This is a genomic window from Streptomyces sp. NBC_00872, assembly GCF_045161915.1.
In the GTDB taxonomy this organism is placed as follows: Bacteria; Actinomycetota; Actinomycetes; order Streptomycetales; family Streptomycetaceae; genus Streptomyces.
This window is the reverse complement of sequence record NZ_CP108806.1, coordinates 8,749,836-8,772,462: the sequence shown is the minus strand read 5'-3', so window position 1 is coordinate 8,772,462 and position 22,627 is coordinate 8,749,836. Positions and strand designations below refer to the sequence as shown.

Below are 22,627 nucleotides of genomic sequence, written 5' to 3'. Positions count from 1 at the left end.
CCCCGCGCTCGCTCGCTCAGCGCGAGGCCGGCTCCACGGGAATCCACAGCTCCGCGTCGGCCGTCTTCCCGTCCGGCGACAGCCGGGTGCTCAGGATCTCGGGACCCGGCACACTCCGGTACGGATTGGACGGGAACCACTGCGTGTAGACGTCCCGCCACAGATACTGGAGCGCCCGCGGGAACTCACCCGAACTCTCGAACACCGCCCAGGTCCCCGCGGGGACGGTACGGCTCTCCATGTCCTCGGGAACCGGCGCCTCCGTCACCACCCCGTGGTAGTAGTCGAGTTCGGTGCCCTCCGCCCGGCTGTCGTCGATCTTGTCGCTCACCCCGACGAGCCCGCGCGGTTCCTGGTCCGACAGCTCCTCCAGCCGCCGGAGCGTCTCCTGCCCGATGCTCCGGATGAAGGCGACGAGCGCCGGGTTCATGCCCTCGTGGACCAGAGGGACCCGTGCCTTCCTGCCGACCACCCGGAACGCCGGCTTCTCCACGACCCGGTACCGCATGCTGCTACTCCCTTCGACGATGAGACGGAAGGACATCCGGGGCTGGGAGCGCAACGCGGCGCCGGTCCGTCTGGCCTCACCCGGGCCGACACCGTGCACGGCGCGGAAGGCCCGTGCGAACGACTCGCCCGAGCCGTAGCCGTACCGCGTCGCGATGTCGAGCAGCGTGCTGCCTCTGCCGAGCACCTCGGCGCCGGCGACGGTGAGCCGTCTGCGGCGGATGTACTCGGACAGCGGGATGCCCGCCAGCGCGGAGAACATCCGTCGGAAGTGGTACTCCGATGTGACGGCGATCCGCGCGAGTTCGGTCATCTCGATCCGCTGGTCGAGGTTCCGCTCGATGTACTCCATGGCCTCGTTGAGCCGGTCCAGCACCCCCGGACCTCCTTCCCTTTTCCACTCGTCACGCTAGGGACGGCCCACCCTGCCCGACCCGGCATTCCGTGCCCGAATCGGTCGGGGACGCGCGGTCAGCGGATTGTCCATCCTTTGGGATGGCTCATCCGATTCGGTAGAATGGGAGGGTGGCCAGGACCGTGACACCACCGCCGCGCAGGGCGGATTCGCTGCGTATCAGAGCGCGACTGCTGGTCGAGGCGCGGGCGCTGCTGGAGCGCGGGGAACTGCCGCTCCAGCTCAATGAACTGGCCCGCAGGGCGGGTGTCGGTGTCGGTACGGTCTACCGCCACTTCGCGAGCAGCCGGTCGCTGCTGGAGACCCTGGCACTGGAGCCGTTCCACGAACTGCTGGACATCGCGCGCGCCGCCGTGGACGAGCCCGACCCGTGGGCGGCGCTGGAGCGGCTGCTGCACGCGCATGTACGGCTGGAGACTCAGCACAACGGAGTGCGCGAGGTGCTCGCGGCGACCGCCGACGAACAGCCGGACACGGCAGCGCTCAAGGCCGAACTGGACGCGCTCACGGACGGTCTGCTGCGCCGCGCCCGGTCGGCGGGAGCCGTCAGGGACGGCGTCGACGCCACCGACATACGCAGTCTGCTGTGCGGGATCGGATACGCGGCCCGTATCTCCGGCAGCGCACCCGACGAGGCGGCGGAGCGTTATCTGCGTGTTCTGGCCGATGGGTTGCGCAAGCACTGAGAACGCCGTCCGCCGGCGGCCACGGGCGGTCCGGTGCGCACAACACCGGTACGACCAGTACGACCGGACACACGGGCAACTCTCGCAAGACCGACCGGACTTGGACCCGCCCCGGCGAAGGCGGACAGCGGCCCCGCGGGCCCCTGCGACCCTGTCCTCCGGGGCGTGACAGCGCCGTCCGCGGTAACACGATGACAACGACGGCGCGCCGTCTGTTGGCCGCCACAACGCAACACACCCTACTCTGCTCTACAGCGGTCACCGACGGGGTCAAGTGGTGACCCGGAACGAAAGGGCGACACCATGACATCCGTAACCGGCACTCCGGGCAGCATCGAGGCGACCACAGCGCTCCTCCTGAGCGAACTCCCGCAGCTCGAAGCACAACAGCAGGCACTTCAGAACGAGCTGGCGGCCGTCACCGAGCGGTTGGGCTCGGTACGTACCGCCCTGACCGCGCTCCAGGCACTGTCGGCCGCTCCCCATGTACCGGAACCGACGGTGTCCCCGGAGGCCGGCGCCGAGTCGGGGACGGAGCACGGCGCCCCGGCCGGGGAGGAGGCCGAGGAGTCCGCCGCGACGGCGGCCGAGGAGACGACCGAGGACGGGACGACCGAGGACGCGGCCGGCACGGCCGGCGACGACACGGCCGGCGCGAGCGCGGAGGGTGACACCGAGGAGGACGCGAAGCCGGCGCCCGCCTCCGCCAAGGTTCCCCGGGCCCGCGCGAGCCGGAAGGCACCGGCGGAGGCTCCCAAGGAGCGGAAGCGGCGTACGGCGAAGAAGGCCGTCCCCGCCGTCGAGGAGCAGCCCACCGGTGGTCTGACCGAGCAGATCCTCACGGTCCTGGCCAACTCCGCCGACGCCCCGGTCCGGGCCCGCGATGTGGCGCAGGCGCTGGGACGCGACGAATCGCCCGGCAGCATCAACGCCGTACGCAGCACGCTCGACCGCCTTGTCGGTTCCTCGCGGGCCCACCGCGCGGGCCGTGGCCTCTATCAGGCCGTCCAGGGCTGAGCGGCGACGCACGGGCCGGCGGTGCGCCGGTTACCGTCGGTCCGGATTCGGCCGCCACTCCCGGGAATAGCGGGCAATGTGCGGGAAAGGCCGGTCGTATCCCGTCCCGGGGAAACACGTCTACGCGCATCGCACACCGGATCGCCGCTTCGGGTGTCCCGAGGCGGGTCGTCAAGCCATATCAAAAGCCGTCTACCGATTCGGGCAGCAAAACCACATCTCCGGGTGAGCAAAACCACACGGCGGTCAATGTGTTCGAATTCTTGACGAGGAAAACCGGTCTTCAGAACGCAATTGCGGTGGGTTCCGTGCTCACTCAAACAGACAACGGAACAGTGGAAGCGGACCACGGTCACCCGTACCGCCCCGGAGAAAACACGGAAGCCCGCACAGGGCCACGGAACCCTTCGACGGGGTTCCACAGTTCTGTGCGGGCCGTGCGGACGGTACCGGCCGTATGGACCATACGGAGCGCGCGGGCGGAAAACCGGCCCGCCAGGCCGCTCCCGGCGGCCCGGCGGTGTCACTTGATGAAGTCCTCGACCACCTTGGGCGGCCATGTACCGACGTTGAGAACACCCATCGAGTAGGCGCGGGAGACCAGGGCGGCCCGGTTGGGCACCCGGAGCTTCCGCAGCAGACCGGTGACGTGGTATTCCACGCCCTGCCGGCTCAGATAGAGCCGTGAGGCCAGCGGAATCGTCGACAGACCCGCCGCTATGCCTTCGAGGATCCGGGCGTCGATCTCGGTCAGGATCTTCTTCTGACTGGTCAGCACGCCCGCGTCGGACTCGCTCTCCGACGAGCGCATGAGCACCAGGATCGCGGCCACGTCGGGGCTCTCCCCGCTGACGGCCGCGGCCGTCAGAGTGCCTGCGAACGCGGAGTCCTCCGGTCCCAGGGCCACCACATGCGAGGCGAACCGCTGCCGTTTGCCTTCGACCAGCCGGGAGAACTGCCGCATCAGCGGCTGCTGGACACTGGGGTGCACCAGCTCACGGAAGCTGCGTCCGCAGACATCGGCCGAGGAGTCGCCGAAGCGGCGGAAGAACTCCTGGTTCGCCTGCTGGACGGTCAGGGCCGGGTCGAGCGAGGCCATACAGAGCCCCGCCTGGTCGAACTGCTGGGCACCTCCGCGCCCGTGCTGGTCAGGTACGAGTTCGGTGGGTTTGAGCTGCGCCGAGTCTACGAGTGCGGCAATCGCCACGAGACCGCCATCCTTTCGGGTCCCCCGGTTCTCTGGGAATTGACAACGACGCTATGCGTCAAATAGCTGCGGTATCCGGTCCCGCCTGTACCGATTGATCGGATATCCATTTACCGAATTGAGACTAGGTAACCTCGCGCTCGCGCGTCAACAAGGTCCCCTGTTCATCGGGCTAAAGCTGTGGTCGAACCCGGGGAAGGTTCGGTCCGCAATGGCGATGACACGGGATGGGCAAATCCCGGCATGCCGGGCGGGACCGACCGGGCACCCATCCCGCGAATGAGCCGCCTTTGAGGTTCTCCTGAGGTTTGTCCGGCACGGTGTGACCGAACCAGGGGGCGCAGTCGTCGCACGGGTCACACCGTCCGTAGCATGCCGTTAACACATATGTGTTCGCATCTACGCGGGGAGCGCGTCCGCCAGCTCGTGCCGGCCCGAGATGCCTAGTTTCCGATAGGAATTCGTGAGATGTTTCTCGACGGCCCTGGAACTCACCCCGAGTTCACCCGCAATTTCCTGATTGGTGAGGCCACGGCCGACAAGAGAGACAACTCTGCGCTCACTGCGGGTGAGTACGGCCGTCCGCGGCGGGGCGGGCGTACCGAGGCCGTGCTCGGCCTGCTCGACCAGCCAGGGCGCGCCATGGCCCGCGGCGATCGCGCCCGCCTCGCGCAGGGCGGACTCCGCCTCCGGGACACCGCCGAGCCGCCGGCCCAACAGCACCAGTGTTCTGGCGAGTTCGAGGCTGTGCGAGGAGCCGCGCAGTACGCCGACGGCCTCGCGCAGCAGGGGCACGCCCTGGCCGCCGCGGAGCCAGCCCTTGAGCCGCAGGGCGCGGCCGAGCCCGGTCGGCGCTCCCCAGGCCGCGGCCCAGGTGTGCTCCTCCTCGGCCAGCGCCAGTGCGGCGTGTGAGTCACCGAGCCGGTGGTGGAGGCCGATCGCGTGCGGCCGCCACGGGAAGAGCGCCGAGTTCTGCCAGCCCGAAGCCTCCAGTCGCCGGCCGCAGGCCAGCAGGCTCTCCAGGGCCCTGGCGCGGTGGCCGCGCTGGGCGTCCACCGATGCCTGGAGGATCCGCAGGGTCACGGTCACGGCCAGGCCCGTGGGCCTACGGGCCTGGGCCCGGAGCAGGATCCGCTCGCTGAACGCCGGGTCGCGCAGCTCGAACGCGACGGCGCAGAGAACGAGAACGGCGGTCTCGCGCCAGTCCGCGTCGGCCAGCCCCATGGCGCGTTCGGCGTACTCGCGCGCCTGGCCGGGCCTGCCCTGCATGGCGAGGGCCAACGCCCGTTCCGCGAAGAGGAGCACGCCGTCGGCGCCGGTCGTGTTCTGCCGCCGGGTCTGCTGCTCACTCGACAGCCAGGAGCCGACGTCCCGAATCGATTCGGCGGCGAACAGCGTGATCACGACCAGCGGCAGTCCGGTGTACGCGCCCGCTGAGCTGGCCGGTTCGCGTTCCAGGACGCGGTTGGCCGTGCGGGCCGCCCCGGCCGCGGTGAGCCGGCCGGTGAGTGTGCCCGCGCAGAGCAGGACGGCCACCAGCTCGCGTTCGGCGGCCGAGCCGACCGGTGGGTCCTCCCCCAGCTCACGCAGGCGTTCGGCCGCCGAGGCCAGTTCCCCCGGATTCTCGTGCCCGTGGTGGCGCAGCCGCGCTTCGAGGCGCACCGCCAGCTCGCGCGCCGGTTCGTCCAGGGCGGCGGGCGCGCCGAGTTCGGCGGCGGCGGCGCGCAGCAGGGCGGCCGTCGCGGGGGGTACCGTGCCCAGCAGGGTCGGCGGGATGCGCAGCGCCGCCGCGGCCCGGTCCCTGGGGGTGGTGAGCAGAGGTACCGCCTGGACGATATGGCGCTCGCACGCCTCCGGGTCGAACCCCCGCTCCGCGGTGGCCAGATCGACGAGCAGCCGGGCCCGGTCCGTGTCCTGGGCACGGTGGGCGAGCAGCGCGCGGCGCAGATAGCGGGCCGCGGTCTCCGGCGCGCCCCGGCGCAGCGCCGTGTCGGCCGCCGCCCGCAGTACCGGTACGGACCAGGAGCGGTCGGAACCGGTGACGGCCATCAAGTGGGCGGCGACCTGTTCGGCCGGACAGCCGCTGCGGTACAGCAGGTCCGCCGCGCCGGCGTGCGACCGCTCGCGCTCGGCCGGGGTCATCGACGACTCGATCGCGTCCCGTACGACACGGTGGGTGAAGCGCGGCTCACGGGAGCCGGTCAGCAGCCCCGTCTCGTCCAGCGCGCGGCGCGCGGCGCCGAAGCCGATCTCGTCGAGCCCGGCCAGTTGCGCGACGAGCGCGGGTTCCGCGTGGTCGCCGAAGGCGGCGATCGCCGCGGCCAGATCGCGTACGGCCGGTGTCTGGGTACGCAGATGGCTCGCCAGCCGGTCCCGTAACTCGGCGGGCCGCAGCGCGCGCACCTGCCCGATGTGGTCCGAGGTCGGCGGGAAACCGCGCGCCGCCGTGCCCAGCAGTACCGACATCAGGAACAGCGGGTTGCCGCCGGAGACTTCGTGGCAGGCGCGCGCGTACTCCTCGTGCCCCGGGCCGCCGCGCCGCTCGCGGATCATGGCCCGGGTGGCGTCGAGCGACAGCGGGGCGGGCCGCAGCACCCGCGCGGCGGCCCGCGCGACCTCGCGGACCAGGGGGTGCCGGGCCCTCGGCTCCCCGTCCCGGAGCGCGCAGACGAGTACGGCGCGCGGTCCGTGCGGCCGTTTGGCGAGATGCGCGAGCCAGCGCAGCGAGGGGGCGTCGGCCCATTGCAGGTCGTCGACGAGGATCAGCAGCCGGGCGTTCTCGCCGAGACCGGTCGGCAGCGGCCGGAGGCCGTACAGGATCGCCTCGGACACGACGGCGGCCCCGCCGCCGTCGTCCTGGCACGCACCATGGGCGTGGTCCTCGCCGTCACCGTGTCCGTGGGCGTCGGGCACGGTGTCGGCGGTGAAGATCCGGGTGATGCCGCCGGCGTCCCGGGCCCAGCGCGTACGGTCCTCCTCCGGGGCGCCCGCCACCAGGCTGTCGAAGAGCTGGCGCACCACCCCGAAGGCGAAGTCCTGTTCCATCGGGGCGGCGTTCGCGCGCAGGACGCGTACGTCCTCGCCCGCGCAGAGGACGGGCAGCCGCCGCAGCAGGGCGGATCTTCCGATGCCGAGCGGACCGGACAGCAGTACCGACGAGGACGTGCCCTCCGCGGCGGCTCTCAAAGCGGCGCTCACATGCGCCAGTTCGGTCTCCCGCTCAAGAAGCATCCGTCGGCCGTCCTTCCATGGTCCTCACCAACTCGCTCAGTTCCTCACGCCCGGTGATACGCAGCTTGCGGTAGGTGTTGCTCAGTCTCAGCTCCACCGTGCGTCTGCTCACCGACAGCAGTTCCGCGATCTCCCTGTTGCCGTGGCCGCGTCCGGCGAAGGTGGCGGTGCGCTGTTCGACCGTCGACAGCGTCGTCCACTCGCGCGGCGGCGCGGGGGGCGAGGGCCTGAACGGTTCTTCCAGCCGCTCGGCGAACCGGCGCAGACACACGGCGATCCGGCTCGACGGATAGGCGGTGACGAACGCGGACAGCTCGTCGGCCGTACGCGCGGCGGCCCGCCGGTCGCCCTCTTCCAGTTCGGCGGCGGCGAGCTGGACGAGCCCCCACGCGTGGGCCAGCCGGGCGGGTGAGTCGCGCAGGACGCGCGTCGCACCGCGGGCCCTGACCACCGGCCTGCCACCCGTGCCGGTCATCGGCCCGGCCCACAGCTCGGCCAGCCCGAGCGCGCTCGCCGTGCCCCAGCCGCGGGCGAGCGTCAGCTCCGAGAGGCTCAGCCGGGCCGCCTCGGCGCGGTCGCCGAGTGCCTTGCCCGCCGTGGCGGCCAGCGGGCGCCAGCACAGCAGCGCCGGATTGCCCCACCCCCGGCGCAGCAGCAGCCGGCCGCTCTCCTTGGACAGCTCCAGCGCCTCGGTCCACCGCTCGTCGACGGCGGCGAGCTGGGCCCTGGCGAGGAGCAGCGAGGACCAGGCCACACCGTCCTCCGCCCCGGCGGGCGCGGGCGCGGCGGCGAGCGATCTCGCCCGCTCGTGGCGCCCCGCTTCCAGGGCGGTGGCGATCCGCAGGGCCATCAGCTCGGGGGCGACGAGCGGATGACGGCTCGTCAGCGGCAGCGCGCGCTCGGCGGCCTCGGCGTCCCGTTCCGCGGCGTCGAGCATGCCTGTGCGCAGATGCAGTTCGGCCCGTACGGTCAGCACCCGCGCGACCGCGGCCGGGAGGTGATCGCGGCGGGCGGCGGCGAGCAGGGCGGTCAGCTCGGTGGCCGCCGCCGCACAGTCGTCGGTCAGGATCAGCGCCTTGCAGGCGGCCAGCCGGGGAAGGAACAGCGCGGCGCCGGGGCCGCCTCCGGCCAGCGCGGCGCGGGCGAGCTCCCCGGCCGTCTCCCGGTCCTCGCCCCGCGCGGCGAGCTGCCAGGCCCGTACCCCCGCCTGGGCGGGCTCCGAGGGGCGGTCGGGGAGCGCGGGCACCTCGGGCACCATCGGCTCGGGGTCGTCCTTGGCATCGTTGGCCAGCCAGAACAGCGCGAGCAGTCCGTCCCGTTCGGCGTCACGGGCGTCGTGCAGCGCTTCGGCGGCGGATCTGCGTACGGCGTTGCTGTTGCCCCGCGCCAGCGCCAGATCGACGGCGCGAACCCTCAGCCCGGCCGGGACATCGCCGTCCGCGCGTACGAGTTCGGCCAGCCTGCGGTCACCGGCCTCGGGTGAGCGGACCGCTTCGACTGCGGCCAGTTGCAGGCTCAGCCGGGCCCGCCCGTCCGGCTCCAGCGGCTCGCGCAGCGCGCGGGTCAGACACGCGACGGCGTTGTCGTGGTTGTCGGCGCGCAGGGCCGCGGCGAAGCTCCGGCGCAGTACGGGGACGGCCCAGGAGGAGCCCAGCGGTGGCGAGCGGAGCAGGAGATGGGTGAGGTCCTCGTCGTTCACGGATGCCCGGTGGGCCTGTTCGGCGGCCCTGGAGTGGAGGGCGGCCCGTTCGCCGGCGGGCATGTCCTCCAGCAGACGGGCCTTCACCAGGGGGCAGATCAGGGCCTTCATCCCGACGGAGGTAATGAGCCCGGCCGCCTCCAGCATCGCGCGCAGGTCCCGGCCGACGGCCGGCCGCAGTCCGGCCACGGCGCATACGAGCGAGAAGGGCAGCAGATCTCCGCAGACCGCCAGCGTCCGCAGGAGCGTGGTCACTTCGGCGGGCAGACCGGTCAGCGCGTGGGTGACGAGGTCGCCGGCGACCGCCGCGGCGATCGCCTTCAGCTCGGACAGCCGGGCGACGACCGGTTCATGGCCGTGGCCGCTGAAGCGCCGCAGCACTTCGTACAGGGCGGTGGGGTTGCCTCCGGTGGCCGTCCTGGCCGTCCGGATGAACCGCTGGTCACCGGGGGCGCCGCAGACCAGCCGTACCGCCGCGGCGACACCGCCCTCGCTCAGGCCGTGCACCACGAGCCGCTTCACGGTCACCGGGGCCGGGGGGAGGGCGCTCAGCCAGTCGGGGCCGCCGGCGGACAGCGCGCTGCCGCTCGCCATGACCGCGAGCGGTGTGTCCGGGGTCAGCCGCCGGATCAGCGTCTCCAGCCAGTGCCGGGACGCGGGGTCGAGCCACTGGGTGTCCTCGACGACCAGCAGTGTCGGCGCGGTGCGCGCGGCACGCAGAAGTCCATGGAGCCCCGGAACCGGATGAGGCTGCGCCGGGGCCGGACTGCGCTCGTGCTCGTGCTCGTGCTCGGCGCATCCGATCAGGGCCCGGAGGGAGCGCGGGACCTGACCGTCCCGTAGCGCCGGACCGTCCGTCCACTCCGGACCGCCCGTCCACTCCGGACCGTCCGTCCACTCCGGACCGTCCGTCCACTCCGATCCGTCAGTCCACTCCGGACCGTCCGTCATCGGAGCGGGCCCGGCCGGTGCCCGGACCGTGTCCGGGGCGCTCGCCGGGGCGGGTCCGTACAACGCCGCCATGAGCTGGACGACCACGCCGTACCGCAGCTCGCGGTCGGCCGGGGCGGCCTGTGCGCGCAGCACCCGTGACCCGTTCTCCCCGGCCAGCCGGGCAGCCCAGCCCAGCAGGGCGTTCTGCGCGTGTCCCGGTCTTCCGGTGAGGGTCACGATCGCCGCGCGCCCACCGCTCAGCTCGGCGAGCACCGAACGCAGCACCGTCTGCTCGGGCCTGCGCTCGAACAGCGGAATCTCATCGCCGTGGGTGTCCGGACCGTACGTCCACTCCGTGGACCGCGCGCTCGGACATTTGTCATTCCGGCCAGTCACGCGCACCGCCTCGCTCAGTTCGCTTCAGCGTCGCCAGCGTGACTCGATTACCCAGCCGGGAGGTTGTCCATCAGGGATGTCCGGAGTGTGCAGAATGGCGCCCAGTTCGGTCCGCCGGCCGACACCCAGCTTCCGGTAGACGCTGGTCAGATGCGTCTCGATGGTGCGTACGGTCACGAAGAGGGACTCCGCGATGGAGCGGTTGCTCGCTCCCGAGGCGGCGAGACCGGCCACCCTGCGCTCCATTCCGGTCAGCATGTCCAGCGGTGAGGCGCTCATCTTCCGCATCCTGCCGCCCGCGGTGACCAGCAGTTTGCGGGAGGTCCCCGCGAGGGCCAGCGCGCCGCAGCGCTGGGCGAGGTCGGTGGCGGTACGCAGATGCTCGCGGGCGCCCCGGTGGTCGCCCGTCTTCAACAGAGCGCGGCCGAGCAGGAATTCGGCCTGGGCGTGCGTGGACCTGGCCGGTGAGCCCGCCAGTGTCCGGACGGACTCGGTGAGCAGCTCGATGCCCGCCGCGCCGGGAGTGATCACACCCCGGGCGAGAGCCGCGAGACCGAGGGCGCGCGGTGTGCCCCATCGGGCGGCCAGTTCGCCGCCGTACTCGGTGATCTCCCTGGCCTCGTCGGCTCGGTTCATGAAGGCGAGCAGGGAGGCCGCCTCCGCCCACCACGGGAGGAACGCCGGGTTGGTGAACCGGGACTCCTCCAGCGAGTGGCCGCAGTCGAGGAAGAGGGCGAGGGCCGCCTCGCGGTCGCCGAGCGCCCACCGGGCACGGGCACGGGCCATCAGATACCAGTGGTACTCGATGACGAAGCGGTCCAGACGTGGCCGCTTGATCCCGAGGAGCAGCTCCTCGGCGCGCTCGGGCTCGTCGCGGTCGAGCAGCACGGTCGCGAGCGCGATCTGCGGCATCGCGGCGCTGTCGCCCCACCGCTCCTCGCCGATGATCTCGATCGCCGTCTGGGCGTCGGCCAGCGCGTCCGGGACGGCGCCCACGCTGTGCAGTACGAAGGCACGGGCGGAGAGTCCGAGCACATAGGTCCAGACGGCGGCCGTCTCCTGGCTGCGCTGGAGCAGACCGTCCAGCGCGTCCAGGGCCTCGCCCACCTCATCGGCGAGGCCGAGTGCGAACGACGAGGCGATCAGCGACCAGCTCTCCAGCTCGGCTCCGGGGAAACTCATGGCCCGGCGGGCCTGTTCGGCCGTCCGCTCGGCGGAGCGGCCGTCCATCGCGGTCAGTACCGTCATCATCGCGAGCTTCTGCCGCTGGGCGTGGGTGTCGCCGGGCGGTACGGCCAGCCGCGCCGCCCGGTCCCTGGTCGCGGAGACCGTCGCCTTCTCGTCCGCGCCGATGATCAGCAGGACCGATTCGACCAGGGTGTGCAGCTCGCGGTCGGCGGGATCGGGCCCGGACGGCAGCTCGGCCTCCAGGGCCGCCAGCACCTCCTCCAGCACCCTGACGCCCGTCGGCGCCTGCTGTACGGCCAGACACGTCATGCCGTACCGCACGGCGACCATCGCCCTCGTACGGATGTCACCGGCCCTGGCGAGCGCCTCCTCCAGCAGCCGGATGGCCTCCGGCGGGTTGATCTCCGCCAGCGACGTGGCCATCCGGACGCGGACCCGCACGCTGTGCGGCTCCACCTCCAGCACCCGGTGCAGATACCGGACCGCGGCCTCGGGCGCGCCCCTGCTCTCGGCCTGGAGCGCGGCCTCGCGGAGCACCCCCGGCATCCACGGCTGGGTCACGGCGGGCAGCAGCATCAGCAGTCCCGCGACATCCTCGGCGGGCCGGCCCGCGTCGCTCAGCAGGAGGGCCGCCGTGGCCCGCAGCTCGGCCAGCGCCCGCGCGCCCATGGGTTCGAGCACGGCCGAACGCACCACGTCATGCACCAGATCGGGCCGTCCTGGCGCCATCAGTTCGGCACGCCGCAGGATGAGCATGGCGTCGGCCACGAGCGAGGCGGGCACACCGGCCAGCGCGGAGAGGAGATCGGGGGACTCCTCGCCGAGGACCGCGATCGCCCTGGCCACCTGGCGCACCCAGCGCGGCTGCCGCTCCAGCAGTGTGCCGACCGAGAGGGTGATCACCTGGCCGCCCACCTCGGCGAGTCTGCGCTCGCCCTTCTCGTCGGGCCGGACGCCTTCGGCACGCAGCTCGCCCAGCAGCCGGCTGAGGGTGAAGGGGTTGCCGCCGGAGACGGCGGCGGCGCGCTCGACGAAGCCCGGTCCGACGGGGGCGGGGAAGATCTGACGTGCCATCTCCCCCACGTCCTCGATGGTCAGCGGGGCGAGCCGGAGCGGCGTGGGGCCGTGCTGCGCGGCGATGTCCGCCAGGGCGGCGGGCGCGACGGGCTCGGCCTCGCCGCGCTGCGCGAGCACGACCAGCAGCGGCAGACCGTCGGCGCGCCGCAGCAGGAAGTCGACCCAGCGCAGGGAGCGTTCGTCGCACCACTGCACATCGTCCAGGACCAGGACGAGCGGGCGGTCCGCCATCAGATTCGCCGCGAGCCAGTACAGCCCGTGGAGCACGGGATAGACACCGGAGGCGCCGGTGCCCGCCGTCGCGTCGTCGGCGGGTCCCGAGGTGAGCGCGGGCAGCGCGCGCCGGGCGAGCCCGCGCAGCAGGGGTGAGTTCCTGGCGTCCTCGCCGCTGAGACCGAGGGAGCCGAACAGCTCCCGCACCCCGCCGTATCCGGCGCCGCCCACGACCTGACGGCAGGAGCCGTACAGCACCGCCATGTTCCGGCAGGCCTCGCTCCTCAGGAAGGCCCGGAGCAGGCTCGTCTTCCCGATACCGGCCGGTCCCGACAGAAGCACCAGACCCGTGCGCCGGGCGCGCGCGGCCTCCGCGTGGCGGGTCAGCACCCGCAGCTCACCGGTACGGCCGACCAGAGCGCTGGACAAACCCATGAGATCGGCCTGCTCCAGCATCAAGGTCTCCTCAGATCTCGGGGGACACAACAGACGCGCTGACTCGTCGATGACATCCCGCACAACAAAGTTGAAGGAACAACAATCGACCGGACGCGAGGGTACGTGATCACGGATCCCCGTTGGATCCCGCACCCATGGAGCCGGCGGCACCGGTGGCTCCGGGCGCGCTGAGCAGGCATCGACCAATCGATGCCTGGGGACTACCCCGCGCGGACTGGATCACTCACCGCCGTCTTACAGACGCCAGAAGTCGCTTGGGGAGCGAGAACACGGTATAGGGGGACGCCGGCGGTCTCCCGGCAGAACACCGCCCCGGAAGGGCAACTCCCGTCCGGTGTGCGGCGTTGACGGTGTTCTGCGGCGTTCCGCGCCATTCGATGGTGCTCGGTGCTGACGCAGGTGCTGGACTGGCGCTGATGCAGGTTCTGGCGCTGGTGCTGGTGCAGGTGCAGGTGCTGGTGCTCCGCACGGAGTGTGGGGATGGTGTGTACGGGAGGAGCTGGTGGCGTGCGGGGGCGGGACGGCGACGGGTGGTGTCCGAAAGCCGGACCGTGGTCCGCCGGACCGTGTCAGCGGAGCGTGGCCGTCGGCGGACCGTGGCCGTCAGCCGCCGGACGTCAGATGGTTCCGCAGGATCGCGATCACGGCGGGCGCCTGGGAGCTGAGAAAGAAGTGCCCACCGGGGAAAACCTTCAGTTCGAACGCTCCCGTGGTGTGTCCGCGCCAGTCCTCGGCCTCGTCCAGCGTGGTCTTCGGGTCGCTGTCGCCCGTCAGTACGGAGACCGGCGCGCGCACGACGGCACCCGGCGCGCATCGGTAGGTCTCGATGGCGCGGTAGTCGCTGCGGATCGCCGGCAGGATCAGGCGCAGGATCTCCTCGTCGCCGAGCAGCTCCGCATTCGTACCGGAGAGCCGCTTCAGCTCCGCGACGATCCCGTCGTCACCGAGGCGGTGCACATTCTCCTCGCGGTGACGCGACGGCGCGCGCCGCCCCGAGGCGAAGAGACGGGAGAGTTCACCGCCGTCGGCCTCGAACCGCCGCGCGACCTCGAAGGCGAGCGTCGCGCCCATGCTGTGTCCGAAGAAGGTCGTCGGCCGGGTGTGGAGCTGTCTGCGCAGCGCCGCGTAGACCTGGTCGGCCATGGTGCCGATGTCATCGGGGCTGGTCTCCCTGCGCCGGTCCTGCCGTCCCGGGTACTGCACCGAGAACACCTCTGCCACGGAGGACAGTTGCGCGGACACCGGGAAGTAGAAAGACGCCGAGCCACCCGCGTGGGGGAAACAGAAGAGCTGTCTCGGGCTGTCCGGTGCCTGGTGGAAGCACCGTGCCCAGAGGCTCTCCTCGGTGGACGTCGTCATCGTGTCGCATCCTCCTCAGAGCTGGGTCGAGCGGTCCGGACCACCGGGCGGTCCTGAACCGCTGGGCGTCCGGGCCCGGTAGGGCTTTGTCACACGGATCATTGTCACACCGATCGACTGCCGTCACGGTCCGGTTCCCGGCCAACCCATTCCACTAGGGCGGACAGTGGGAAATTCCCTAGTCTCTGCGCGCTCGCCGTGACGGAGCCCACCCCGGCGGTCCGGCCGCGACCCGGGTCGCCCGGCCGGACCGCGGTCCGGCCGGGCTGCCAGGGTCGCTTTCAGGACAGGCCCAGTTCATCGTCGAGGAGGGCGAACACATCGTCGTCCGACGCCGCGTCGAGATCGAACTCGCCGGTGCCGTCCGCCGGCTCCCGCCGCAGCGCCGCCCACTTCGTCCTCAGTACCTCGATCCGTCCGGCGACATGCTTGAACTCCTGTGCGTCGACGCTCATTTCGGCGATCGTCTTCTCCAACTGGTCGAGTACGGCCAGGACGGAGCCGGCCCCGGTGACCTCCTCCGTGACGAGCTGGGAGTGGAGATGGTCCACGACATCGGCCGATGTGGGGTGGTCGAACAGCAAGGTGGCCGGCAGCCGCAGTCCGGTCGCGGCGTTGAGCCGGTTCCTGAAGTCCACGGCCGTCAGCGAGTCGAAGCCCAGCTCCTGGAACTGGCGCGCGGCCCCGATCGCCGTCCCGTCCGGGTGTCCGAGCACCAGGGCGGCCTGATCCCGTACGAGCTTGAGCAGTACGTCACGGCGCTCCTCGTCGCTCAGTCCGGTCAGCCGTCGCGCGAGCGCGCCGGCCGACCGGGGAGCGGCCGTCGCCGTGGCCGCCCGCCGGGAGGCCGTACGGATGAGACCCCGGAGCAGCGGCGGGATCTCGCCCCGGTCGCGCAGCGCCGGCAGATCCAGCCGTACGGGGACCACCAGCGCCCGGGTGCCGGTGGCCACCGCGTCGAACAGCTCCACGCCCCGGCCGACGGAGAGCGGTGGCATGCCCGAGCGCGCCAGCCGCAGCATGTCCGCCTCGGACAGGGCGCCGGTCATCCCGCCCGTCCGCTCCCACGGGCCCCACGCCAGGGATACACCGGGCAGCCCTTCGGCCGCACGGCGCTCCATCAGCGCGTCCAGGAAGGTGTTGGCGGCGGCGTAGTTGCCCTGGCCCGCGCCGCCGAAGACACCGGCCACGGACGAGAACACCACGAACGCGGCGAGATCGAGATCCCGGGTCAGTTCGTGCAGATGCCAGGCGGCGTCGGCCTTGGGACGCAGGACGGTGTCCAGCCGCTCCGGTGTCAGCGAGCCGATGGTGCCGTCGTCCAGCACACCCGCCGCGTGCACCACGGCCGTCACCGGATACTCGGCGGGCACCGCCGCCAGTACGCCGGCCAGCGCGGAGCGGTCGGCTGCATCACAGGCCGCGGCCGTGACCTCGGCCCCGAGACCCGTCAGCTCGTCGACGAGCAGGCGGGCGCCCTCGGTGCCGATACCCCGGCGGCTGAGCAGCAGCAGCCGCCGTACGCCGTGTTCCGCGACCAGATGCCGGGCGATGACCCCGCCCAGGCCGCCGGTACCGCCGGTGATCAGTACGGTGCCGCCTCGCTCCCACCTGTCCCGGCCTGCCGGGACGGCAGGGCCGACGGGGGTGGTGGCGGCGGCAGGGCCGGTCGCATCGTCCGGGGCGGCGTCCATGGCCGGCTCCGGGCGGGGCGCGCGCTCCAGCCTCGCGGCCCTGATCCCGTCGCCGCGGAGCACCAGTTGCGGTTCGTCCGAGCCGAGGGCCTCCCCGAGACGGGCGAGAGCGTCGGCGGCGGCCGTCGTTCCCTCGGCACGGGTCGTCGGATCCTCGGAGCCGGCCGTCGGATCGAGATCCAGCAGGGCGAAGCGCCCCGGATTCTCCGACTGCGCGGACCGCACCAGGCCCCAGACGGCGGCAGCCGCCAGATCGGGCACTCCGCCGCCGTCCACCGCCACCGCGCCCCGGGTGACGAACGTCAGACGCGACCCGCTGAACCGGTCCTCGGCCGCCCACCGCCGCACCTGCTCCAGCGTCCTGGCCAGGACCGCGCGTACGGATCCAGGTACGGCATCGGCCGCACCGCCGGGTACGGTACCGGCCGATTCACCGCGTACCGGGATCAGCACCACGCCCGGCGCCGGGCCGTCCGGGTCCGCCGCCGCGAGCGACGCCAGATCGTCGTACGCCTCGACGTGTGACCCCGACGCGGCCAGGGCCCCGGTGAGCCCGAGGGGGTCCGGCCCGACAAGGGCGACCGGCTCGGATACGGCCGGGCCCGCCGGGACGGGGATCCACTCCACCGTGAACAGCGCGTCCTCGCCGGTGCCCGCGGATCGGTTCAACTGCTCGCCGGATACGGCCCGTACGAGGAGCGAGTCGATGGAGGCGACCGGCGCGCCGGAGGTGTCCGCGACCGCGATCGACACCGCGTCCTTGCCCCCGGTCGGCGCGATCCGTACCCGTAGCGCGGTAGCGCCCGTAGCGTGCAGCGACACGCCCTGCCACGAGAACGGAAGGCCCCCTCCCTCTCCCCCTTCCCCGCCGTCGCCCGCCAGCAGGGACGCGTGCAGTGCCGAGTCGAGGAGAGCCGGGTGCAGGCCGTACGCTTCCGCCTCGGCGCCCTCGGGCAGGCTCACCTCCGCGAAGATCTCACCGTCGCGGCGCCACGCGGCCCGTAGCCCCTGGAACACCGGGCCGTACGCGAAACCGGTCTCCGCGAACCGCTCGTAGCAGCCGTCGAGTTCGAGCGCTTCGGCGCCCCTGGGCGGCCACACCGTGGCGTCGAAGCCGGTGTCCACCGCCGGGGCCCCGCTGTCGATCCCGCCGGCGGTGTGCGTGCCGGTGGTGAGCGTGCCGGTGGCATGCCGCGTCCAGGGCGCGTCATCGGCGTCCTCGGGCCGCGAGTAGACGCCCACCGTGCGGCGGCCCGACTCGTCGGGGGTGCCCACGGCGACCTGCATCTGTACGGCGCCGCGCTCGGGCAGGACCAGTGGCGCCGCGAGCGTCAGCTCCTCGACACGGTCGCCGCCGACCTCGTCACCGGCGCGAACGGCCAGCTCCAGCAGGGCGGTTCCGGGCAGCAGGACCCGGTCCATCACCCTGTGGTCGGCAAGCCACGGGTGCGACTGCACGGAGAGCCTGCCGGTGAACAACACGCCCTGACCGGCGGCCAGTTCGACGGCAGCCCCCAGCAGCGGATGTCCGGCAGAACCGAGCCCCGCCGCGCGGACGTCTCCGGCACCGGACGGCGAGGCGGCCGGCCAGAACCACTGGTGCTGGAAGGCGTACGTGGGCAGCTCGACCCGCCGCGCGCCGGTCCCGGCGAAGAACCGGCCCCAGTCGACGGTGACTCCGTGCGCGTACACCTGGGCCAGCGCGGTGACGGCGGTCAGCTCCTCGTCCCGGTTCCTGCGGAGGATCGGTACGGTCACCGCCCCTTCCGGCACCGATTCCCGGGCCATGGCGGAGAGAACGCCGTCGGGGCCCAGTTCCAGGAAGACGGTCACGCCCCGCTCGGTGAGGGTACGGACGCCATCGGCGAAGCGGACGGCCTCACGGACATGCCGTACCCAGTACTCGGCCGAGCACAGCTCGTCGGCGGAAGCGAGCCCGCCCGTCAGATTCGACACCACCGGGATATCGGGTGCCTGGAAGGCCAGCCCCTCGGCCACCGTCCGGAACTCGTCCAGCATCGGATCCATCAGCGGGGAGTGGAAGGCGTGCGAGACCCGGAGCCGGGTCGACTTCCGCCCCAGCGCCTCCAGTCGGCCCGCCGCCTCCAGCACGGCGTCCTCGTCGCCGGAGATCACCACGGAGGACGGACCGTTGACGGCGGCGACCGAGACCCGGCCGGAGAGATACGGGACGACCTCGTCCTCGGCGGCCTGTACGGCGACCATCGCACCCGCCGTTGGCAGCGCCCGCATCAACGAGGCACGGGCCACGACGAGCGCGCAGGCGTCCTCCAGTGAGAAGACCCCCGCCACATGAGCCGCCGCGATCTCACCGATCGAATGCCCCGCCACAAAATCAGGCCGCACACCCCACGACTCCACCAGCCGGAACAGCGCCACCTCGATGGCGAACAACGCAGGCTGGGTGAAGCCCGTCTCGTTCAGCGGCTCGGCGTCCTCGCCCCAGATGACATCACGCGGTGAACGGTCCAACCGGCCTTCCAGCACGGTGAGTACGGAGTCGAACGCCTCGGCGAAGACAGGGAAGCGCCCGTACAACTCCCGCCCCATACCGAGCCGCTGGGACCCCTGGCCCGAGAAGAGCACCGCGGACCTTCCGCCGAGGACGGAGCCCGAGACCGCCAGGGGATCCGGTGCGCCGGCAGCCAGTGCCGCCAGTGCGCGCGCCGAATCGGCGGGGTCGCTCGCGAGCACCACCGCCCGGTGCTCGAACGCGGAACGGCCCGTGGCCAGCGAGAAGCCGATGTCCACCGGCCGGTTGCCGGTCCTCGCGCCGCTCTCGCTCTCACTCTCACTCTCACTCTCACTCTCCACCAGGGTCAGCAGGCGTGCCGCCTGGTCCGCCAGGGCCTGGGGCGACTTGCCCGAGAGCACCCAGGGGACCGGTGCCTGCGCTTCGGCCGCTTCCTCCGCGGAGACCAGTGCCGATGCTTCGACAACCGGTACTTCGGCAACCGGTGCTTCGGTCACTGATACCTCGGCCACTGATACCTCGGTAACGGCCGACGGCTGCTCCAGGATGATGTGCGCGTTCGTACCGCTGATACCGAACGACGACACACCCGCGCGCCGCGCACGTCCTGCCTCGGGCCACGCGGTCTGCTCGGTGAGCAGTTCCACCGCACCCGCCGACCAGTCCACATGCGACGACGGCTCGGTCACGTGCAGCGTCCGGGGCAGCGTCCCGTGCCGCATCGCCATCACCATCTTGATGACGCCCGCCACTCCCGCCGCCGCCTGTGTGTGACCGATGTTGGACTTCACCGAACCCAGCAGCAGCGGACGCTCCGGGTCACGGTCACGCCCGTACGTCGCCAGCAGCGCCTGCGCCTCGATCGGGTCGCCCAGTGTCGTACCCGTGCCATGCGCCTCCACCGCGTCCACATCGGCGGGCGACAGTCCCGCGCCGGCCAGCGCCCGCCGGATCACCCGCTGCTGCGAGGGCCCGTTCGGCGCGGTCAGGCCATTCGACGCGCCGTCCTGATTCACCGCCGACCCACGCAGCAGCGCGAGCACCTGGTGTCCATTGCGCCGGGCGTCCGAAAGACGCTCCAGCACCACCATTCCCACCCCCTCCGACCAGCCCACACCATCAGCCGCATCGGAGAAGGCCTTGCACCGCCCGTCGGGCGACAGCCCACGCTGACGCGAGAACTCCACGAACGTCCCCGGAGTCGACATCACGGTCACACCGCCTGCCAGCGCCAGCGAGCACTCACCGGCGCGCAGGGCCTGGGCCGCGAGATGCATCGCCACCAGCGACGACGAGCACGCCGTGTCGACGGTGACCGCGGGGCCCTCGAAGCCGAAGGTGTACGAGACCCGGCCCGACGCCACACTGCCCGCGCTGCCCTGGCCCTGATGGCCCTCGAACTCCTTGCCGTTCAGTGTCGTTCCGTAGTCGCTGTACATCACACCGGCGAACACACCGGTCTGGCTCTCCCTCAGCGACAGCGGATCGATCCCGGCCCGCTCGACCGCCTCCCACGACGCCTCCAGCAGCAGCCGCTGCTGCGAATCCGTCGCCAACGCCTCACGCGGCGACATACCGAAGAAGGCGGGATCGAAATCGCCGGCGTTCCGGAGGAACCCACCCGAGCGGGTGTACGACGTGCCGGTGTGGTCCGGGTCCGGGTGGTAGAGCGATTCCACGTCCCAGCCACGGTTGGCCGGGAAGTCGGAGATCGCGTCCCCGCCCTCGGTGACCAGCCGCCACAGGTCCTCCGGCGACGCCACCCCGCCCGGGAACCGGCAGCTCATCCCCACGACCACGACCGGATCGTCGGCCACCGGCGGCAGCGAGCTGAGCGGGACCGCCCTTTCGGCCTCGGTCGCGGTCCCGCTCCCGGTCCCGGTCCCGAACAGTTCGTCGCGGAGATGGTCCGCCAGGGCTGTCGCGGTCGGGTAGTCGAAGATCAGCGTGGCGGTGAGGCGCAGACCGGTCACCGTACTCAGCCGGTTGCGCAGTTCGATCGCCGTCAGCGAGTCGAAGCCCAGCTCCCGGAACGAGGATCCCGTGTCGACGGCTCCTCCTCCGGCGTGGCCGAGCACCAGGGCGACCTGACTCCGTACGAGATCCAGCAGGGATTCTCGTCGCTCCACGGCGGTGAGCCCGGCCAGCCGGCCGATCAAACCGGTCGCGGCGGACGGTCCCGTCACCGCGCTCCGACGCGAGCGCGCGGGGATCGCGTTGACCAACGTCCGTAGTACGGCCGGGACTTCACCTCGCGCACGGAGCGCCGGGAGATCGAGCCGTACGGGTACGAGAGCCGGTCGGCCGGTGGCCAGGGCGGCGTCGAAGAGCGCCACGCCCTGCTCGGCGGAGAGCGGCGGCATGCCCGAGCGGGCCATCCTCCGCATGTCCTCCTCGGTGATTGCGCCGGTCATGCCACCACCGGTCACGCCACCACCGGTGAGGCCGCCGCCGGTGAGGCCGCCGCCGGTGAGGTCACCGGTCGTACCACCGATCCGGTCCCAGGGGCCCCAGGCCAGCGAGACACCCGGCAGGCCCTCGCTCCGCCGGTGTTCGGCCAGAGCGTCGAGGAAGGCGTTCGCGGCGGCGTAGTTGGCCTGCCCGGCGCCACCGAAGAGTCCCGCCACGGAGGAGAAGACGACGAACGCGGCGAGATCGACGCCGCGGGTCAGCTCGTGCAGATGCCAGGCCGCGTCCGCCTTCGGCCGCAGTACGGTGTCCAGCCGTCCGGGCGTCAGCGAGCCGACGACACCGTCGTCCAGCACACCCGCCGTATGGACCACGGCGGTCAGCGGATGCTCCGACGGCACCGACGCCAGCAGCGCGCCCACCGCGGACCGGTCGGCGATGTCACAGGCCGCCACGGTGACCTCGGCACCGTACAAGGTGAGTTCGGCGGCCAGCTCCGCCGCACCGGGCGCCTCGGCTCCCCGCCGGCTCGCCAGCAGCAGACGGCGAACGCCCCGCTCGGTGACCAGATGCCGGGCGAACACTCCGCCCAGACCGCCTGTGCCGCCCGTGATCAGCACCGTACCGTCGGCGTCCCAGGCCGGGCCCGTCCCGGCCTCCGCGTCGGTGGGAGCCGCCGTACGGACGAGACGTTCCGCGAAGATCTCACCGGCACGGATCAGCAGCGCGGGCTCGTCCGTACCGAGAGCGATCGGCAGCGCGGCGAGCGACGACGTGCCGGGGTCCAGGTCCAGCAGCCCGAATGCGCCGGGGTTCTCCGTCTGCGCGGAGCGTACGAGCCCCCGGACCGAGGCCGCCACCACATCGACGGCGCGGTCCTCACCGCCGCCCCCGGCGGTCCCTCCGACGGCGCCCCGTGTCACGAACACCAGCCGGGAGCGCGCGAACCGCTCCTCGGCCAGCCACTCCTGCACCAGTGCCAGCGCGTCGGCGGTCACCGTGTGGACGGACTCCACGACCTGTCCGTCGGACCCGCAGGCGACACCCACCAGCACGGTGTCCGGGACCGGCTCCTCCCCCGCCGCCAGCGACGCGAGATCGGGGTGTGTCCCGGTGAGGAGACCCGGCCCGGCCAGCGGTTCGGCGAGGTCCAGTACGTCGGCCCCGAGGACGACGACCGACGGCGGAACGTCCGGGCCGGTGGTCACGGGAGCCCAGGCGAGCCGGAACAGCGCGTTCGTGGCAACGGCCCCGACGTCGCCGGACCCGTCGCCCGACACGGCTCGTACGAGCAGCGAGTCGACCGAGGCGACCGGCGCACCGGAGGTGTCCGCGAGCTGGATCGACACGGCGTCCTTGCCGCCGACCGGGGCGATCCGTACGCGCAGCACCGAAGCACCGGTCGCGTAGAGGGAGACGCCCTCCCACGAGAACGGCAGGCCTCCGCTCCCCTGGGCGCTGTCACCCGCCAGGAGCGACGCGTGCAAGGCGGAGTCGAGCAGGGCGGGGTGCAGACCGTACGCTCCCGTCCCGGCGCCCTCGGACAGGCTCACCTCGGCGAAGATCTCACCGTCACGGCGCCAGGCCGCCCGAAGACCTTGGAACACCGGGCCGTACACGAAGCCGATCTCGGCCAACCGCTC

General features: G+C 72.2%; 9 protein-coding genes (1 of these 9 running past the window's edge). 2 read left to right on the top strand and 7 right to left on the bottom strand.

Going from position 1 to position 22,627, the window contains the following annotated elements; genetic code table 11:
* Positions 1–16: 16 nt before the first annotated feature.
* Positions 17–883: a GyrI-like domain-containing protein gene (locus tag OG214_RS36905; protein ID WP_383040214.1), complete on the bottom strand. Its 867-nt coding sequence runs from the start codon at positions 881–883 to the stop codon at positions 17–19.
* Positions 884–1,032: 149 nt separating this feature from the next.
* Here OG214_RS36905 and OG214_RS36900 point away from each other — a divergent pair, with 149 nt between their 5' ends.
* Both OG214_RS36900 and OG214_RS36895 read left to right on the top strand, forming a co-directional pair.
* On the top strand, positions 1,033–1,608 hold the full coding sequence (locus tag OG214_RS36900; protein WP_363085711.1) for a TetR/AcrR family transcriptional regulator: 576 nt from the start codon (positions 1,033–1,035) through the stop codon (positions 1,606–1,608).
* Between the two features lie 303 nt (positions 1,609–1,911).
* A complete protein-coding gene (locus OG214_RS36895) occupies positions 1,912–2,625 on the top strand; it encodes a hypothetical protein (RefSeq protein ID WP_405987256.1) in 714 nt (237 codons plus the stop codon).
* Positions 2,626–3,148: 523 nt separating this feature from the next.
* Here OG214_RS36895 and OG214_RS36890 read toward each other — a convergent pair.
* The 6 genes from OG214_RS36890 to OG214_RS36865 form a co-directional block, all read right to left on the bottom strand.
* Complete coding sequence (locus tag OG214_RS36890; RefSeq protein WP_382858392.1) at positions 3,149–3,832, bottom strand: PAS domain-containing protein; 684 nt, start codon at positions 3,830–3,832, stop codon at positions 3,149–3,151.
* A 399-nt stretch (positions 3,833–4,231) separates the two neighbouring features.
* Positions 4,232–7,063, bottom strand: a complete 2,832-nt coding sequence (locus OG214_RS36885) for an ATP-binding protein (RefSeq protein WP_405987255.1) — start codon at positions 7,061–7,063, stop codon at positions 4,232–4,234.
* A complete protein-coding gene (locus OG214_RS36880; protein ID WP_405987254.1) occupies positions 7,053–10,091 on the bottom strand; it encodes an AAA family ATPase in 3,039 nt (1,012 codons plus the stop codon). The genes OG214_RS36885 and OG214_RS36880 overlap by 11 nt, the downstream gene beginning before the upstream one ends.
* A 24-nt stretch (positions 10,092–10,115) precedes the next feature.
* Positions 10,116–13,025 carry an AAA family ATPase gene (locus OG214_RS36875; RefSeq protein WP_405987253.1) on the bottom strand — a complete coding sequence of 970 codons (2,910 nt, stop codon included), beginning with the start codon at positions 13,023–13,025 and terminating at the stop codon, positions 10,116–10,118.
* A 606-nt stretch (positions 13,026–13,631) separates the two neighbouring features.
* Positions 13,632–14,387: a thioesterase II family protein gene (locus OG214_RS36870; RefSeq protein ID WP_405987252.1), complete on the bottom strand. Its 756-nt coding sequence runs from the start codon at positions 14,385–14,387 to the stop codon at positions 13,632–13,634.
* A gap of 281 nt (positions 14,388–14,668) precedes the next feature.
* On the bottom strand, positions 14,669–22,627 hold the 3' end of the coding sequence (locus OG214_RS36865; protein ID WP_405987251.1) for an SDR family NAD(P)-dependent oxidoreductase. The gene runs 26,004 nt beyond the window's last position; only the last 7,959 of its 33,963 coding nucleotides appear in the window; its start codon lies off the right edge, out of view — the gene reads right to left on this strand; it ends in the stop codon at positions 14,669–14,671.

Bases quoted from the DNA above. Each gene is read 5' to 3' on its own strand.
- OG214_RS36895 (WP_405987256.1), top strand. From the start codon at position 1,912: ATGACATCCGTAACCGGCACTCCGGGCAGCATCGAGGCGACCACAGCG.
- OG214_RS36885 (WP_405987255.1), bottom strand. From the start codon at position 7,063: ATGCTTCTTGAGCGGGAGACCGAACTGGCGCATGTGAGCGCCGCTTTG.
- OG214_RS36875 (WP_405987253.1), bottom strand. From the start codon at position 13,025: ATGCTGGAGCAGGCCGATCTCATGGGTTTGTCCAGCGCTCTGGTCGGC.
- OG214_RS36870 (WP_405987252.1), bottom strand. From the start codon at position 14,387: ATGACGACGTCCACCGAGGAGAGCCTCTGGGCACGGTGCTTCCACCAG.